The 16,702-nt window shown below is 73.7% G+C and carries 10 protein-coding genes; 4 read left to right on the top strand and 6 right to left on the bottom strand.

Annotation, left to right across the window (positions count from 1 at the left end; genetic code table 11):
* Window positions 1-16: 16 nt before the first annotated feature.
* The 4 genes from OG522_RS17815 to OG522_RS17800 form a co-directional block, all read right to left on the bottom strand.
* Complete coding sequence (locus OG522_RS17815) at window positions 17-1,471, bottom strand: PrsW family intramembrane metalloprotease (RefSeq protein ID WP_443074712.1); 1,455 nt, start codon at window positions 1,469-1,471, stop codon at window positions 17-19.
* A 47-nt stretch (window positions 1,472-1,518) separates the two neighbouring features.
* The gene (gene trmB, locus OG522_RS17810; RefSeq protein WP_329467637.1) at window positions 1,519-2,265 is read right to left on the bottom strand and encodes a tRNA (guanosine(46)-N7)-methyltransferase TrmB; all 747 of its coding nucleotides are present in this window, start codon (window positions 2,263-2,265) and stop codon (window positions 1,519-1,521) included.
* Window positions 2,266-2,679: 414 nt separating this feature from the next.
* Window positions 2,680-3,882 (bottom strand): L-2-hydroxyglutarate oxidase, encoded by a 1,203-nt coding sequence (lhgO, locus tag OG522_RS17805; RefSeq protein ID WP_329463962.1) that lies wholly within the window; start codon window positions 3,880-3,882, stop codon window positions 2,680-2,682.
* Window positions 3,883-3,994: 112 nt separating this feature from the next.
* Complete coding sequence (locus OG522_RS17800; protein ID WP_329463961.1) at window positions 3,995-5,413, bottom strand: MFS transporter; 1,419 nt, start codon at window positions 5,411-5,413, stop codon at window positions 3,995-3,997.
* A gap of 735 nt (window positions 5,414-6,148) precedes the next feature.
* Between OG522_RS17800 and OG522_RS17795 the strand changes: the two genes are divergently transcribed.
* From OG522_RS17795 to OG522_RS17785, 3 genes are all read left to right on the top strand, one after another.
* Window positions 6,149-8,368 carry an asparagine synthase-related protein gene (locus OG522_RS17795; RefSeq protein ID WP_329463960.1) on the top strand — a complete coding sequence of 740 codons (2,220 nt, stop codon included), beginning with the start codon at window positions 6,149-6,151 and terminating at the stop codon, window positions 8,366-8,368.
* A 91-nt stretch (window positions 8,369-8,459) separates the two neighbouring features.
* A complete protein-coding gene (locus OG522_RS17790; protein ID WP_329463959.1) occupies window positions 8,460-11,654 on the top strand; it encodes an ATP-binding protein in 3,195 nt (1,064 codons plus the stop codon).
* Between the two features lie 79 nt (window positions 11,655-11,733).
* Window positions 11,734-11,880, top strand: a complete 147-nt coding sequence (locus OG522_RS17785; protein WP_329463958.1) for a hypothetical protein — start codon at window positions 11,734-11,736, stop codon at window positions 11,878-11,880.
* Window positions 11,881-11,963: 83 nt separating this feature from the next.
* Here OG522_RS17785 and OG522_RS17780 read toward each other — a convergent pair whose 3' ends face one another.
* Together OG522_RS17780 and OG522_RS17775 are read right to left on the bottom strand one after the other, a co-directional pair.
* On the bottom strand, window positions 11,964-13,958 hold the full coding sequence (locus OG522_RS17780) for a sigma-70 family RNA polymerase sigma factor (protein WP_329463957.1): 1,995 nt from the start codon (window positions 13,956-13,958) through the stop codon (window positions 11,964-11,966).
* Window positions 13,959-14,202: 244 nt separating this feature from the next.
* Window positions 14,203-14,994, bottom strand: coding sequence for a TetR/AcrR family transcriptional regulator (locus OG522_RS17775; RefSeq protein WP_329463956.1), 792 nt, complete (start codon window positions 14,992-14,994; stop codon window positions 14,203-14,205).
* 326 nt (window positions 14,995-15,320) lie between these two features.
* Here OG522_RS17775 and OG522_RS17770 point away from each other — a divergent pair, with 326 nt between their 5' ends.
* The gene (locus tag OG522_RS17770; RefSeq protein ID WP_329463955.1) at window positions 15,321-16,691 is read left to right on the top strand and encodes an NAD(P)/FAD-dependent oxidoreductase; all 1,371 of its coding nucleotides are present in this window, start codon (window positions 15,321-15,323) and stop codon (window positions 16,689-16,691) included.
* Window positions 16,692-16,702: the final 11 nt, after the last annotated feature.

Below are 16,702 nucleotides of genomic sequence, written 5' to 3'. Positions count from 1 at the left end.
TGCGGCGGTGCGCGCCTCAGCGTAGGTAGGGGTTGTACTGCGCCGGACCCGGCAGCGGGGCCTGCTGTCCGTACGGCGCGTACTGCGCGTACTGCGCGTACTGCGCGTGCTGGACGTAGGGGTGCGGCGGGGCGAACTGCGGCGGTATCCAGATGCGGCCCGTCGCCCCCGCCGCGTACAGCAGCGCCGGGGCCGCGACCGGCTTGCGCTCCCACAGATGGTGGAGGAGCTCCTGCTCGCGGGCCGTGAAATCCGGGGCCGGGCCCATCGCGCCCGGACTCCGGTAGGCGCGGTGCCGCAAGAAGGCGAGCGAGGTCGCGAACGCCTCGTACTCGGCGACCGTCCGAGCCGCCGGCTTCCCGCCGAAAGTCCGGTGCGCGAAGTCCCGCGCGGTCGCGCGCGCCCGCATCGAGGACAGCGCGAGCGGCTCAGCGGGCCCCAGCCAGCCGGCCGCCGCGTACGCGGGCAGCTCGGCGGCGACCGTACGCAACTCGCGCTGTCGGCTCCATATCGCGAGCCAGGTGAGCAGCCCGAACACCGGCACCATGAAGGCCCCGTACACGATGTAGAAGCCGTACGGCCCGAACAGCGTCGAGCTGTTCCACAGGGCGTGCATGCCCATCGCCAGCAGCAGACCGAGCATCGGGAACATGATGCGGCGCAGCCGTCTGCCGGGCGGCGACAGCGCGGCCACGCCGAAGCCGATGCCGGTGAGCACGGTGAACAGGGGATGCGCGAAGGGCGACATGACGACCCGTACGAAGAAGGTCGCCGCTGTGGTCGAACCCCCGGTGTGGCTCGCCTGGTCCTCGCCGAAGGCGTTGCCCAGGTACAGGATGTTCTCGGTGAAGGCGAAGCCGGTCGCGGTGAAACCGGCGAAGACCACGCCGTCGACGATCCCCGTGAAGTCCCGTCTGCGGAACAGGAACAGCAGCAGGACGGCCGCCGCCTTCGCGCTCTCCTCGACGATCGGGGCTATGACGCTCGCGCCCAGGTGATCGGCCGATGAGGGGTCGGCGGTGGCCGTGGCTATCCAGCGCGTCGCGAACGAGTTGGCGATGATCGCCACCAGCGCGGCGGCGCAGGCGCCCCACGCCAGGGCGAAGAACAGGTTGCGCCAAGGGCCCGGGTCCACCCGGTCCAGCCAGCGGAACGCGGCGCCGAGCAGCGGCACCGGCAAAACCGCGAGGCCGAGCCCCACCAGGAAGCCCTCCGTGCCGGTCTGTGCCCGGACGAGCGCGAGGATGACCAGACCGCACAGCGCGAGCAGGGTGATCAGCGCGCCCGCGCGGACCGCCTTGGAGCGCCAGAAGTCCCGGCGCGGCCGGTAGCGCCACTTCGCCCGGTCGGGCACCGCGTCGAACCGTGGCTCGTCCGCGCACGCCGGAACCGGCCGTCCCGGAAAGGCCGGGTCGGCCTGTTGGGGCGGCTGCCCGGGGTACGGGCGATGCGGTAGCGGCTCGAAGGACACCAGACGACCCTAACGAGGGTCACTGACAATCCGCGACGGTGCCTGCACTACGCGCTGCGCCCGACCCGGCGGAACAGGAGGTCGTGCACCACGTGCCCCTTGTCGAGCCCCTGGCCCTCGAACCGGGTCAGCGGCCGGAACGCGGGCCGCGGCGCGTAGCCGCCGCCCTCCACGGTGTTCTCGAAGTCCGGGTGCGCGCTCAGCACGTCGAGCATCTGCTCGGCGTACTCCTCCCAGTCCGTCGCGCAGTGCAGTACGGCGCCGGGCTTCATCCGGGTCGCGGCGAGCGAGAGGAACTCGGGCTGGATCAGGCGGCGCTTGTGATGGCGCTTCTTGGGCCAGGGGTCCGGGAAGTACACGCGCATCCCGTCCAGGGCGTCCGGCTCCAGCATCTCGCGCAGCAGGATGATCGCGTCGCCGTTGGCCACGCGGATGTTGGTCAGGCCGGCCCGCTCGGCGAGGCCGAGGAGGTTGCCCTGGCCGGGGGTGTGCACGTCCACGGCGAGGATGCCGGTCGACGGGTCCTCCGCAGCCATCTGCGCGGTGGCCTCACCCATGCCGAAGCCGATTTCGAGGACGACGGGAAGCCCGTCGAACAGCGCGGCCGGGTCGATCTTCCGCATGCCGTCGATGTCGAAGCCCCACACGGGCCAGAGCCGCTCCAGGTACTCACCCTGGCCGGTGGTGACGCGGCTGCGGCGGGGCTGGAAGCTGCGGATGCGGCGTTCGTGGTGCGAGCCGGCCGGGTCTGCGGCGGGGCCGCCGGGGAAGCGGGGCGCTTTGTCGCGCGGCAGGACCTTTTCGGCTGCCGGGGCCGGGGCGGGGGATTCTGGGGTGCGGGGCTGCTCAGACACAATGCGGCCGATTCTACGTGGGCGGGGGTGCTCGGGGCGCTGGCGTGACCCGGGGGCGGTTCTCTCACCCGCCCGCCCGTGACGGGGGTTGGATCGGCTGAGCCCCGGGCCCGCCCGCCCCAGACCATGCGGGGCTGCACCCCCGCACCCCTTTCGGTGCTCTGCCCCGGACCCCGGACCCCGGACCGCGAGCCGCTTCCGCGTCTGTTCGGTCGGGTGCGGGCCGTCTGTGGCTGGTCGCGCAGTTCCCCGCGCCCCTGTTGTGCTTGACCGTCTGCGTTGGGTGCGGGCCGTTGGTGGTTGGTCGCGCAGTTCCCCGCGCCCCTGATTGGGCGGGCCGTCTGTGCGCGGGGTTTATACGGCGTCCAGCGTTGCCAGGATTCTCTTCGCTACTTCTCTTCCGATCGGGAGGGAGGCTGTTGCCGCTGGGCTTGGGGCGTTCAGGATGTGGACTGTGCGGGGGGCTTCGCGGATCAGGAAGTCGTCCACCAGGGTGCCGTCGCGCAGGACCGCCTGGGCTCGGACGCCGGCCGGGGCCGTGCGCAGGTCGGATTCCTCGACGGCGGGGAGCAGTCGGCGTACCGCGTCGGTGAAGGCGCGCTTGGAGAGCGAGCGGTGCAGCTCGCCCGCGCCGTACCGCCAGTGTCTGCGGGCTATGTGCCAGGTGCCGGGCCATGCGAGGGTGCCGGCGAGGTCGCCGGGGCGCACCGTCCGCCAGTCGTAGCCCTCGCGGGCCGCGGCCGGCACGGCGTTGGGGCCGACGTGGACCGAGCCGTCCACACCCCGCGTGAGGTGGACGCCGAGGAACGGGAACGCCGGGTCGGGCACCGGGTACACGAGCCCCTTGACCAGGCCGGGCCGGGCCAGCTCGTAGTACTCGCCGCGGAACGGCACGATCCGCACCCCCGGCTCGTCACCCGCGAGCCGGGCCACCCGGTCGCTGTGCAGACCCGCGCAGTTCACCAGGGTCCGCGCGCGCAGCACCGTGCCGTCCGCCGTGCGCAACGCGACGCCGTGCGAGGGGCGCCGTGCGATCCGGACGACCTCCGCCCCGTACCGCACCTCGGCGCCCGAGAGCTCGGCGAGGCGGGCCGCCACCGCCCGGTAGTCGCACACCCCGGTCGTGCCGACATGGATCGCGGCGAGGCCACGGACCTCCGACTCGTACTCCGCTATCTGCGCCGGGCCCAGCTCCCGCACCGGGATGCCGTGCTCGCGGCCGCGCTGGACCAAGGCGTGCAGCCGCGGCAGTTCGGCGCGCTCGGTCGCCACGATCAGCTTGCCGGTGACCTCGTGCGCGATGCCGTGCCGCGCGCAGAACTCCACCATCTCGGCCGCGCCCCGCACCGCGAAGCGCGCCTTGAGCGAGCCCGGCCGGTAGTAGATGCCGCTGTGGATGACGCCGCTGTTGCGCCCGGTCTGGTGCCGGGCGGGGCCGCTCTCCTTCTCCAGGACCACCACCCGGGTGCCGGGTGAGGCCTGGCTGAGCGCGTAGGCCGTCGACAGGCCGACGATTCCGCCGCCGACCACCAGCACGTCGCAGTCGTACGTCGTCACCCACACACCTCCCGCCCCGGCCGCGTCCTGTCCGGGGGACCGCCCCGGACCTCCTCCTCCACATACTGCACTGACCCACTGACAATCCCGGTAAACGCCCGGTGGAAGTGATCTAAGCCGGGGTCACCAGGAGGGGCCTGGCCCGCTCGCGCAGCTCGGCCACCCGCGGCTCGTCCCCGTACGGCTCCAGGCGGTGCAGCAGATCGCGTACGTACTCGGTGGTGCGGGCCGAGGAGATGCGGCCCGCCACCTCCACCGCCCGGGTGCCCGCCGCGCACGCCGCGTCCAGGTTCCCCGACTCCAGCTCGGCGACCGCGCTCACCACCAGGCGCAGCCCGTGCGAGCGGACGAACTCCTCGGTGGGCCGCGAAAGCGCCTGCTCGGTGAAGCGGCGCACCTGCCGGGGCGCCTTCAGGTCGCGGTAGCACTCGGCCGCGTCCGCCGCGAAGCGGTCGTAGGAGTAGAAGCCGAGCCAGGACGGGTCGCAGTCGCCGTCCCGTGAGCGCTCGAGCCAGGACTCGGCCGCCTTCAGCGCGGCCTCCGCCGGGTGCCCGTCGCCGGCCTTGGCGTGGGCGCGCGCCTCCACCAGGCGGAAGAAGGACATGGTGCGGGCGGTGGCGAGGCCCCGGTTGCGTTCGACGGCAGCCTGCGCGAGGTCGACGCCCTCGTCGGCGAAGCCGCGGTAGGTGGCCTGGAGCGACATCGAGGCCAGTACGTATCCGCCGAGCGGTACGTCGGCCGCGGCGCGGGCGAGGCGCAGCGCCTGGATGTAGTAGCGCTGGGCGGCTTCCTGCTGGCCGGTGTCGAAGGCCATCCACCCGGCGAGCCTGGTCAGTTCGGCGGTCGCGCCGAACAGGCCGCGCCCCACCTCGTCGCTGTAGGAGCCGAGCAGCAGCGGGGCGGCGTCGACGCGTAAGCATTCGGGGACCATGGACGAACGCCAGTCGCCCCCGCCGTACTTGGAGTCCCACCTGCGCGCGTCCTCGGCCGCCTCGCGCAGCTTGGCGACATCGCTGTGGCCGACTTTCAGTGGTGGCAGATCGCCCGGTTCGGCGCCGCGGGCCACCGAGGAGTCGGCGGGGGTTATGAGCCACCGGGAGGCGGGCGTCGCGTACGCGCTGACCGCGAAGGAACCGGCCAGTGACTGCCAGATGCCGCCGCTGCCGGCCCGCCGCCCGGCCAGATCCAGCCGGTACAGGTCGGTCGCCGAGCGCACAGCCTCGGACACGTCGCGCGGAAAGGCGAGGCCGACCTCGGGGGCCGGGTCCGCGTCCGCGAGGCCGATTTCGTGCAGTGGGACGGGCCGGCCCAGCTTGGCGCCGATCGCCGCCGCGATCAGATGGGGCGCGGCGCCCTGAGGCACCATGCCCTTGGAGACCCACCGGGCCACGGAGGTCTTGTCGTAGCGAAGGGTCAGACCGCGTTGCGCGCCGAGGTCGTTGACCCGACGCGCGAGGCCCGCGTTGCTGATTCCCGCGAGGGCGAGAACGGTGCCGAGCTTCTCGTTCGGCCCGCGTTGCTCCCTGGACATGCGCCACCCCTCGACACAGACGGCGTCCCCCGGGCGGTGTGGTGTCCGGTTCGTCGGCCGCAAAAGCATGTGGCCGAGCCCCCGGGAATATGCCACCCGTGGAGAACAGCAGTAAACACAGCGTAGTTCGCCGCATCCCTACCGTTAAGAGGCGGTCTTCCGTATGGCGAGATTGCTTTCCGTACGAACGGCCGCCGACACCTGTGGCCGGGGTCGGATCGCGGCCGGTGTTGCGCCGGTGGTGCGGCGGGGCCGACCGCCGTCGCGCTCCCGCCGTGTGGCCGTGCGCCCGGCCGTGCGCTCTCGCTGGTCCACCAAGGGAGCGCTTCCATGTGTGGTGCGTGGGTCGGCCCGCTGCACTGGATCCAGCGGGCTGGGGGACACCGCCGCCTCAATCCCCGCGGGCGGCGGACCGGTCCGGGAGGCGGACAGCGCCTCCCGGACTGTTGTTTTCTGTGTCCCCGAAGCCGGTGGCGGCGAAGCTCCAGCCGCCCGAGAATGGCTGGATATCGACCGTCGCTCCATGCCTTGCGAGGGCGCCCGCCATCACCCGGGCGCTGCCCCGTGCGCCCCGGCAGCGACATCAATCGGCCACCCGGCAGGGCGAATTGACTTGGTGCGGGCGCTCCCCGGGGCCCCTCCCGGGCGCCGTTGTCGTGGCAGCATGGGGTCCCGGACCCGTTTGGTCCGTGCTGAATGTTGTCCACGAGTTGTCCACAGCCTGTGGAGGCGGCGATGCGGTGGTTGGTGGGGTGGAGCAGCGTCGCCGCGAGTTTCCGCACGGGCTCCGCCCACGGTACGGCTGCGTACGGATCGGCCGCCCACGGTACGGCCGCGTACGGAACAGCCGCCGACGGGCCGTCCGGCTATGGAACGGCCGCCCACGGACCGTCCGGCTACGGTACGGCCGGTTCCATCGGCGAGCCCGAGGAGGGCCGCACCGTCCACCCCGTCGGCGCCCAACTCCTGTGGGGCGACCCGGATCCGCTGTGGGCGGTGGGGGACTGGCGCCCCGACGAGATCAGGGTGGTCAGCGTCGGCGCCGACACCCGCCTCGCGGTCCTCGGCTGCTGCGCCGCCACCGACGAGGAGCTCAGGGTCGGCCTGTTCGCCGCGCGCGGGGGCGCACTGCGCCACCTCTCCGCCTGGCCCGGCAGCTACACGGCCGTCGCCCAAGTCGCCCGTCGCGTCACCGTCGTCGGCGACCTCGCCGGGGCCCGGCCCGTCTTCTACACGCCCTGGGCGGGCGGAACCGCCTACGGAACGGCGGCACTTCCGCTCGCCGACCTCATCGAGGCCCAGCTCGACATCGGACACCTCGCCGCCCTGCTCGCCTGCCCCGACGTGCCCGAGGCGCTCGGCGACTCCACCCCGTACGCGGGGGTCCGGCGGATCCCGCCCGGCCACGCTCTCGTCCTGCGCGAGGGCTCACGCGAGATCACCGGGTACGAGCCGTTCGCCTCGCTCGCGGTGGCCGCGCCCCAACTGGCGCCCGCCGCCGCCGTGGAGGGCGTACGCGACGCGCTGGTGTCGGCGGTACGGGCCAGACTCACCGCGCCCCGGCACGCCCCCGAGACCCTGCCGCCCGACCCCGGCCCGGTCCCCGGCATGGGCCCGGCCGAGCGGCGCGCGGCCCGCGGGGGCCCGGCGCCCGGCATAGGGTCCGACCTCTCCGGCGGGCCCGCCTCCGCCACTCTCGCCCTGCTCGCCGCCGGACTGCCCGGCGTACCCGGCACGGTCCTCGGCCACGGCACCGGGGCGGGCGAGCGGCTGCTCGCCGTCACCTTCAACGACCTCGCCGTGCCGGGCGCGGGCCGCCAGGCCGAACTGGAGCGGGCCGGCGCGATGGCCGCCAACCCGCGCCTGCACCACGTCGTCGTCACCGGCTCCGAAGACTCGCTCCCGTACGCCGAGTTGGAGGGTCCGCTCACCGACGAGCCCGGTCCCTCGCTGATCACCGCCGCCCGCCACCGGCGCCGCCTGCTCGCGGGCAGCGCCGACCACTTCACCGGCAGCGGCGCACGCCAGGTCCTGGACGCCCATCCGGCGCGCCTGGCCGATCTTTTGATGGACCGTCAAAGACGTCATCTGCTCCGGCCCGCCACCGCTCTGGCGAAGGCGGGCGGCCCCTCGGCGAACTCCCTCTTCGTCCCGCTCACGGTCTACCGCGCCGCCCGCCGCCTGGCCCGTACGCCCTACCGCACCGGCATCGAATCGGCCGCCGACGCCCTGCGCGAGCCCCAGTTCGACGACCCGGGAAGCCCCCTGTCGATCTCCCTGGCCGCACTGTCGTGGACCCGCCCCGGCCCGGCGGCCCGCTGGCTCACCGGGGAAGCACTCGCCGAAGTATCGGTTCGCCTGATGGCCTCGGCGACCCGCCCGGCCCCCTCGCAGCGCCCCGGCGAAGCCCGCGCCTCGGCGGCCCTCGCCCGCTACGCCGCCGACCACCGCATCCTGGAACAGGCCGCCGAGGTGCGCAGCCAGCGCCTGCACGCGCCCTTCCTCGACAACCAGGTCGTCCGCGCCTGCCGCGCACTGCCCGAATCCCTGCGCGTCCAGCCGGGCGCCCGCGCCACGATCCTGCGTACGGTGCTTTCGGCATCCGGGGTGCGTGACCTGCCGCCCGGCTGGGGCGCCCCTTCCCATGCCCCTTCGGCGGCCGCCGCCCGAGCGGGCCTGCGCCTGGCCGCCGACCCGCTGGTCGCCCTCTTCGAAGCCCCGCTGCTCGCGGACGCGGGCCTGATCGAGGCCCGCACGGTCCGCCGGGCCGTCCGCTCCGCGGCCGCGGGCGACCCGCTTCCCCTGGACGGCCTGGCCGACCTGATCTCCACAGAGCTCTGGCTCCGCCGTCTGCTGTCCCGCCGCGGCACCTGCTGGACGGGCACGGCAGCGCCGCGGCAGCGCGCGGTGGCGGGCGGGGTGACCCCACCGAGGCGGCCTACGCTGCGGTCTTGAGAGGGGCGCGGGCAAGTTCCCGCAGGCATGGCGGGTGTCGCGGAGGGGAAAGCCCACGCCGGACGCGCCCCGCCCACGTCACAATGGGTGGGTGCGGTACCTGATCCTGGGCGTCACCGAGGCGCGAGACGACACCGGCACCGCCGTCCCCCTCGGCGGGCCCCGCGTGCGCGCCCTGCTGGCCGCGCTCGCGCTCCACCCCGCGCGCCCCGTCCCCGTATCCGCGCTGATCGACGACATATGGGCAAACGATCCGCCGCAGGACGCGCCCGCGGCCCTTCAGGCCCTCGTCGGCCGGCTCCGCCGCGTCCTGGGCAGGGCGGCCGTCGAGTCCGGCCCGGCGGGCTACCAACTGGCCGCGGCGCCGCACGAGATCGACCTGTACGCGTTCGAGGAGCGGGCCGCCGAGGGGGCCGCCCAGCTCGCCGCGGGCGACCCCGAGTCCGCGGCCCGCACCCTGCGTGCCGCCCTCGCGCTGTGGCGCGGCCCGGCCCTCGCGGACCTCCCCGAACGCGACGCCGCCGCACGCCCCGAGGCCCAGCGCCGAGCCGCCCTGCGCAACCGCATCGAGGCCGACCTCAGGCGCGGGGCCACCGCACCGCTGCTCGCCGAGCTGACGGAACTGCTCGCCTCGCACCCGTACGACGAAACGCTGCACGCCCAGCTGATCCGTACGCTGCGGGCCGAGGGCCGCCGGGCGGACGCCCTCGCCGCGTACGAGACGACCCGCCGCACCCTGGCCGACTCCCTCGGCACCGACCCGGGCCCCGAACTGACGGCACTGCACGCCGAGTTGCTGGAGGAGTCGCCCGCCGCCCCCGCCCCGCCGACCGCCACGGGCAACATCCGCCCCCGCCTGACCTCGTTCGTGGGCCGAGAGCCCGAACTGGCATGGATTCAGGAAGAGTTGAGCGCATCCCGCCTGGTCACCCTGACCGGTCCCGGCGGCACGGGAAAGACCCGCTTGGCGGAACGCGCGGCGTCCGAAACCCTGACAACGAACGAACGCGACCGCATCGACGCGGGTCGACCCAGGCGCGCCCTCGTGACCTCCGCCTGGCTGGTGGAGCTCGCCTCCCTGGAGCAGCCCCAGGCCGTGCCCGGTGCCGTTGTCTCCGCGCTCGGGCTGCGCGAGACGACCCTGCTGGTGCGGGAAGGCCAGGGGGCCGCGCCCGACGACCCGACCGCCCGCCTCATCGACGACCTCTCGCGGCGCCCGAGCACCCTGCTCGTCCTCGACAACTGCGAGCACGTCATCGACGCCGCCGCCCGGCTCGCCGAGACGCTGCTCACCCACTGTCCGAACCTCCGCATCCTCGCCACCAGCCGCGAGCCCCTCGGCGTACCCGGCGAGGCGGTCCGCCCGGTCGGGCCGCTGCCGCCCGCTCCGGCCCACCGGCTCTTCGCCGAACGCGCCCGCACCGTACGCCCAGGCTTCGATCCCGGCGCCGACCCCGAGGCCGTCGCCGAAATCTGCGGACGCCTCGACGGGCTCCCGCTCGCCATCGAACTGGCCGCCGCCCGGCTCCGGATGCTGACCGCGCGTCAGATAGCCGACCGCCTCGATGACCGATTCCGCCTGCTCACCGGCGGCAGCCGCACCGTACTGCCCCGCCAGCAAACCCTGCGGGCCGTCGTGGACTGGTCCTGGGACCTGCTGGAAGAACCCGAACGCACCGTCCTGCGCCGCGCCTCCGTCTTCGCGGGCGGTTGGGACCTCGCCGCCGCGCAGGCGGTCTGCGGCAGCACCGACGATCTCGCGGCCCTGGTCGACAAGTCCCTGGTCATCGCGGTCCCCGCGGACGACGGCAGCGGCATGCGCTACCGCATGCTGGAGACGATCCACGAGTACGCCGCCGAGCGGGCCGACCAGACCCCCGAGACGCTGCGCGAGGCGGCCGACGCCCACGCGGCCTACTACCGTGAACTGGCCCTCCGCGCCGAACCCCACATCCGTGCGCACGAGCAACTCCCGTGGATCCGCCGCCTGGAGACGGACCTGGACAACATCCGCGCCGTCCTGCGCCGAACAACCACGGCGGTGGCCCCGGCCAGTGGGGCATCGGCCGCCGTGGGTACGGGCCCGGCCTCAGCCACCCCACCCGCTCCATCCGCCCCGGCCGCTTCCCCGCTGCCGCCCGCCGCTCCCACCCCCACGTCGCCCCCCGACGGACGCGCCCCCGACGGACGCGCCCCTTCCGAACCGGCCCGCGACGAACCCTTCCCGGACGAACTCGTCGCCACCGAACTCGCCCTCGCCATGGGGTGGTTCTGGTGGCTGCGGGACTACCGGGCCGAGGGCGTCGCCTGGACGCGGGCCATTGCCTCGCTCTCGCCCGCCCCCTCCGACGAGCGCGACCCCCGCTACTGGCCCCGGCTGCACCTCGACCTGCTCCACTACTTCCTGCTCGCCGAAACCGCCTCCGCCGAGGAGCTCGAAACGCCGGCCGCGAAGGCCCGGCTCGGGCAGCTGCGGGCGGTCTTCGAGGCAGGCGGACCGCAGGCGTCCCACTTTCCGGGGCTGCTGTGGCCGTTCACGGCCTTCCTCACCGACACCCCGTACGGCCTGCGCGAGCTGGTCGACGCCGTCATCGCCAACTGCCGCCGCCACGGTGACGACTGGGCGCTCAGCGTGGCGCTGATGTTCCGCGTCCACCTCACCGTCGACACCCCGGGCGGCCTCGACGGCATCGACGCAGACCTGGCCGAACTGCGCGAACTGGGCCACCGCGTCGGAGACCGCTGGGTACGCGCCCAGGTCGCCGGCGCCACCGCAGAGGCCGCGATGCTGCGCGGCCGGCCCGAGCAGGCGCGCTCCGCGTATGAGGAGGCGCTGCACCTCGCCCGCGAGGTGGGCGCCCACCACGAGACCCCGTTCCTCACCACCCGCCTCGGCGAACTCGCCTACCGCACCGGCGACATGGAGTCCGCCGAGAAGGCACTCGCCGAAGCGGAGGCGGAGGCGGAGCGGTACCGGACGCCCGACGCCCTGCCGTACATCCACTCCGTGCTCGCCGCCATCGCCCTGGACCGGGGCCACACCCCCACCGCCCGCGCCCTGAGCGACCGGGCCCGTAACGCCGGCCGGGGCGGCCCGGTCCACGCGCACTTCACCGCGTCCCTCGGCGCCCTGAACGCCCGCGTCATCGCCGCCCGAGTCCGGCCCCGCGGCGGGTCTGCGGGAACTAACCGAAGTTCTGCGCACGGCGGCCGACGCCGAGTGCCCGGAAGGAGTCCTCGCCCACCTGGCCGAGTGCGCGGCCCGGCTCCTCGGCGACCTCGGTGAACACGCCCGCGCAGTACGGGTGCTGGCCGCGGCCACTGCCTGGCGCGCCGGAATCCCGCGGTCCGCACCGGAGCTGGCGATGGAGGAATCCGTCACGGTACGAGCTCGCCGCGCGCTCAGCCCCGAGACATACGAAACCGAGCACGCCACCGGCACCGCGCTGACCCCGCCGGAAATCCCACCCCTCCTGGAGGCGGCGATCCCGGCGGCATCCCCGGCCCCTTGACCGGCACCTCGCCGTCAGGGACGGCAGCTTTCCCTCAAGCTTGCGGTCAAGGCCGCCCCCCAGCCCCGCCCCCGGGGCCCTGCTCACCGGCAGCTGATCTCCGACCGTGCCCAATCCGCCAGCGCCGCCCCGCTGAAACCGTCCTGCGGTTCGGCGACGAGCCGGATCGTCCTGCGGCCCGTGATGTCGGCGTGCACCGGTACCGCCGGGTCGCCGCCGTGCAGGACCGGCGACTGCCACAGCCTGGTGCCGTCCCCGTACACCGAGAACCGCACCGCCCCGAGCTCCATCGTGAGATGGTCCAGGCCCGCGTAGGCGTCGTACGTACGGCACTGGCGGTTCAGGTCGATGGTCACCGAGGACCGGCCGTGCACGGTCACCCCGTGCGGATACCTCGTGTCGCCGATCCGCACGCCCGAACGCTGCCACAGCCAGCTCGACTCGCCGAGCCGCACCTCCGGCTTGGTGCCGTCGCCGAACACCCCGTACGCCAGGCGGTTCACCCGGTACACGGTCGGGGCGGGCGGCGGGGGAGGCGGGGTGGGCTTGGGAGTCGGCGTCGGGCGGGGCGGCGCCGGCTTGGGCGGGGCGGGCTTCGGCGGCGTGGGCCGGGGTGACGGCTTGTGCACCGGCCTGGGCGGTGGGGTGGGTGCCGGCGCGGTCGGGGCGGGCGGCTCGGGCGTGGGCGGCGGCTTCCGCGGCACGACCGGCACCACTGCGGGCGGCTTCGCGTCGGGCTTCGGCGGCGCCGAGTGGTGGCCGCTCAGCGCGAACACGACACCCGCCGCCACCGCGACGGCGGTCGCCGCCGCGATACCGGCCTTGGCCGGGGCGCCGAGCCCCTCGGAGGCCGCGGCGCCCCCCGCCGTACCGCCGGACGAACCGCCGCCGGTCGCGGCTGCCGCGGCACCGGCACCCGCGGCCCCGGCGGCGCCACCCGCCACGACTCCCGCGGCCTTGAGCGAGAACCCGGCGGCGAACCAGCCGATGACCGCGACCGGAAGCAGCGCGGGAATCCCGGCGTTGACGTCTTTGAGCTCCACGACCGCCACCCGGCAGTTCGCGCACTCCTCCAGATGCTTGCTCAGCCCGCGCTCGGCCCGCATCCGCAGCCCGCCGCGCGCATACGCGCCGAGCCGGTCGGCATAGCGCGCGCAGTCCCCGCCGGAGGTCAGCGCTGTCGACACATGTGCCTGGAGGTAGGCCTGCTTGAGGCCTTCCCTGGCCCGGCTGGCCAGGACCGCCGTGGCGTTGGCGGTGAGCCCGAACAGCGGCGCGATCTCGCTCGGCGACTCCTCCTCGACGGTGGTGTGCCACAGCACCGCCTGCCAGCGCTCCGGCAGCGAGCGGAACGCCTGCATGGCCAGCGTCTGCTCGGCCTCGTGCATGGCCCGCACATCGGCGCCGAGATCGATGGTGTCGTCGTCGGCCACTTCCGAGGAGCGCGCGGCCTCCTGCGCGAAGACCGCGAAGTCCTCGACCAACTGCTCCCGCTTGGCGGTCCGCGTCCAGGAGGCCGCGACCCGCCGCACGGTCGTCATCAGGTAGGCGCGCACCGACTGTTCGGGCCCGGCCCCGCCGCGCACCGCCTGGAGCGTGCGCGCGAAGACCTCCGCCGTCAGGTCGTCCGCGGTGTGCGCGTCCCGGCAGCAGCTGCGGGCGTAGCGCCGCACCGCGGCCGAGTGGCGCCTGAACAACTCCTCGTACGCGCTGTCGTCACCGGTCCGCATCGCGTGGATCAGATCGGCGTCGGACTTCCCGACCTCCGCGATCTCGATGACCGCGCCCTCGCGCAACCCGCCCTCGCGCTGCGGCGGCACGCTCGCGGCCGGATCGCCGATGCCGTCCATGGGCCCCCAGGGCCCCGGCAGCACGGTCCCGCCCAGCTCGGCATCGTCCCCTGCGGCGGAAGCGGAATCTCCGGAGCTCGGCCCGGGAATGGGCGCGGGACCACCCGGGGAGCCGCTGGGGCCGCCCTGGTTCGGCACCTGCCGGAACGGCGGTTGCGCACCGCCCGGCCCGCCGGATTCCGGACCGCCGCCGTCTGAGCGCGACTCGTCCCGCTCTTCAACGCCCATAGCGGAAGCTCCCGTAAGCACGCTCAGACCCGACCACCGGGCAAGCGTGCCACAGAGCGCAAGCGGAGCCGAGCCCTCGGGCTCGGCAACCACTCATCCGGGGAGACTTACCGCACCGGAGCGCTAGCCGTCACTCTTTCGGGGAAGGTTCGAAGGCTCGGCCAACGATGGCGCCGACGCCCGTCCCCGTCCTCAACTCCCTTGTCCCACACGGAAGTTGGTGATCAGAACCGCGGTCGGTGGATCAGGACGGACGCGATCGCAGCCCCTCCAGCAGGATGTCGAGGAGTCGCGACGACGCGGCGGCCTGCTGGGCGGCGTCCGGCAGCGAGGGCGCCGCCGTGGCTATCACCAGGAGCACATCGGCGACGGTCACATCGCCGCGCAGCTCCCCGGCCGACCGCGCACGGTCCACCAACTGGCCCACCACTTCGAGCAGTTCGGCCGAACCCGCGTCGTCGAGCTCCTGCTCGGGCGACGTACGCGGCTCGATCATCCGGCCCCAGCCGGGCCCCTGCTCGATCACCGGTCCGGCCGAACCGACCTGGCGCTGCTGCGGCACCCGCGCCTCGTCGGCACCGTCCGGTACGGCCTCGACCTCATCCGCGTCGACGCCGACCCGCAGCACCTGCGGCGGAAGCAGCCGCCCGGCGCCCGAGGCCACCGACGTGCGCAGGAACCGGGAGAGCGCCGACCACGGCTCCTCCTCCTGGCCGAGCGCCGTGCGCGCCTGGTCGGTCAGCCGCGAGGTCTCCTCCTCGGCTATCCGGCGCACCAGCACGTCCTTGCTCGGGAACCGCCGGTAGACGGTGCCCACACCGACCCTGGCCCGGCGAGCCACGTCCTCCATGGGCGCCCCGTAACCGAGCTCGCCGAACACCTCGCGCGCGGCGCGCAGCACGTGTTCGAGATTGCGCTGGGCGTCCACCCGCAGCGGCGCGGAACGCGATCCGCCCGCACCCAGACCAGTGGCCATCCGGCCGTTGCCGTCGGAAGCCGCGACGGCGGTCTGCCAATGAGAGTCCTGAATGTGCATTTATCCCCCGGTAATAACGTCTCCCCCCGGAGACTCCCCGCCCTGACAGTCGAGGACCGGTCCGTGACCCACACCCCGACGAGATACGAACATAGTTGAGCCGGACTCAATTCAGAAGGGGTTCTTCCGCACGGTGTGCCCCCCGATCGGACCAAGGACCGAAACCTGACGGAATCGGACCCCACACATCACGTGTCACTCACTCCCTGACCTGCACATATCTCCCGTCGACGGGGAGAACGGCCCGGCCGCCGCACCAACGCCTTCCAGTCACACAATCTGTCGGGCCTGTGGACAAAGCCCGGGGCCCGTTGCGTCATGGTGTAGTGACAGAACCTGCGCGCATTCTCGTGGTCGGCGGCGGATACGTCGGGATGTACACAGCGCTGCGCCTGCAACGGAAGCTGAGAGCCGGGCTGAAGAGCGGCACCGTCGAGATCACCGTGGTCGCCCCCGATCCCTACATGACGTACCAGCCGTTCCTGCCCGAGGCGGCGGCCGGAAACATCTCCCCGCGCCACGTCGTGGTACCGCTGCGCCGGGTCCTGGACAAGTGCCGCATCGTCATCGGCCGGGCCGACCGGATCGACCACGCCGGACGCACCGCGACCGTCACCACCCTCGCCTCGCCCGAGGACGGCACCGGAGGCGTCCAGTTGGCGTACGACGAACTCGTCATCGCACCCGGTTCGGTCTCCCGCACCCTGCCGATCCCCGGTCTCGCCGACCACGCCATCGGCTTCAAGACCGTCGAGGAGGCCATCGGCCTGCGCAACCACGTCATCGAGCAGATGGACATCGCCTCCTCCACGCGCGACCCCGCGATCCGCGACGCCGCGCTCACCTTCGTCTTCGTCGGCGGCGGCTACGCGGGCGTCGAGGCGCTCGCCGAACTGGAGGACATGGCCCGCTACACCGCGCGGTACTACCACAACATCAAGCCCGAGGACCTGAAGTGGATCCTGGTCGAGGCCAGCGACAAGATCCTGCCCGAGGTCGGCGCGGAGATGGGCCGGTACGCGATCCGCGAGCTGCGCGCGCGCAACATCGACGTACGCCTGGAGACCCGGCTCGACACGTGCGAGAACCGGGTCGCCGTCCTCAGCGACGGCTCCCGCTTCCCCACCCGTACCGTCGTGTGGACCGCCGGCGTCAAGCCCGCCCCGATCCTCGCCGCCACCGACCTGCCCCTGAACGAGCACGGTCGGCTCCGGTGCGCCGCCGACCTGCGGATCGAGGGCGTCGATCACGCCTGGGCGGCCGGCGACGCCGCCGCCATCCCCGACCTCACGTCGCAGGAGAAGGCCAAGGAGTGCGCGCCCAACGCCCAGCACGCCGTGCGCCAGGCGAGGGTGCTCGCCGAGAACGTCGCCGCGGCCCTGGCCGGCGCCCCGCTCAAGGAGTACCGCCACGCCTACGTGGGCTCGGTCGCCTCCCTCGGCCTCCACAAGGGCGTCGCCCACGTCTACGGACGCAAACTCAAGGGCTACCCGGCCTGGTTCATGCACCGCGTCTACCACTTGAGCCGCGTCCCGACGTTCAACCGCAAAGCCCGCGTCCTGGCCGAATGGGCCCTGGCCGGACTGTTCAAACGCGAGATCGTCTCGCTCGGCTCGCTGGAACACCCGCGCGCCGAATTCGAGATCGCGGCCGGCGGCGGCCCGCCCGCCAAGGGCCCCTCCCCCCAGCAGAACTGACGGTTGTCAGT

Source organism: Streptomyces sp. NBC_01431, from assembly GCF_036231355.1.
In the GTDB taxonomy this organism is placed as follows: Bacteria; Actinomycetota; Actinomycetes; order Streptomycetales; family Streptomycetaceae; genus Streptomyces.
This window is presented reverse-complemented; position numbering and strand designations above follow the sequence as displayed.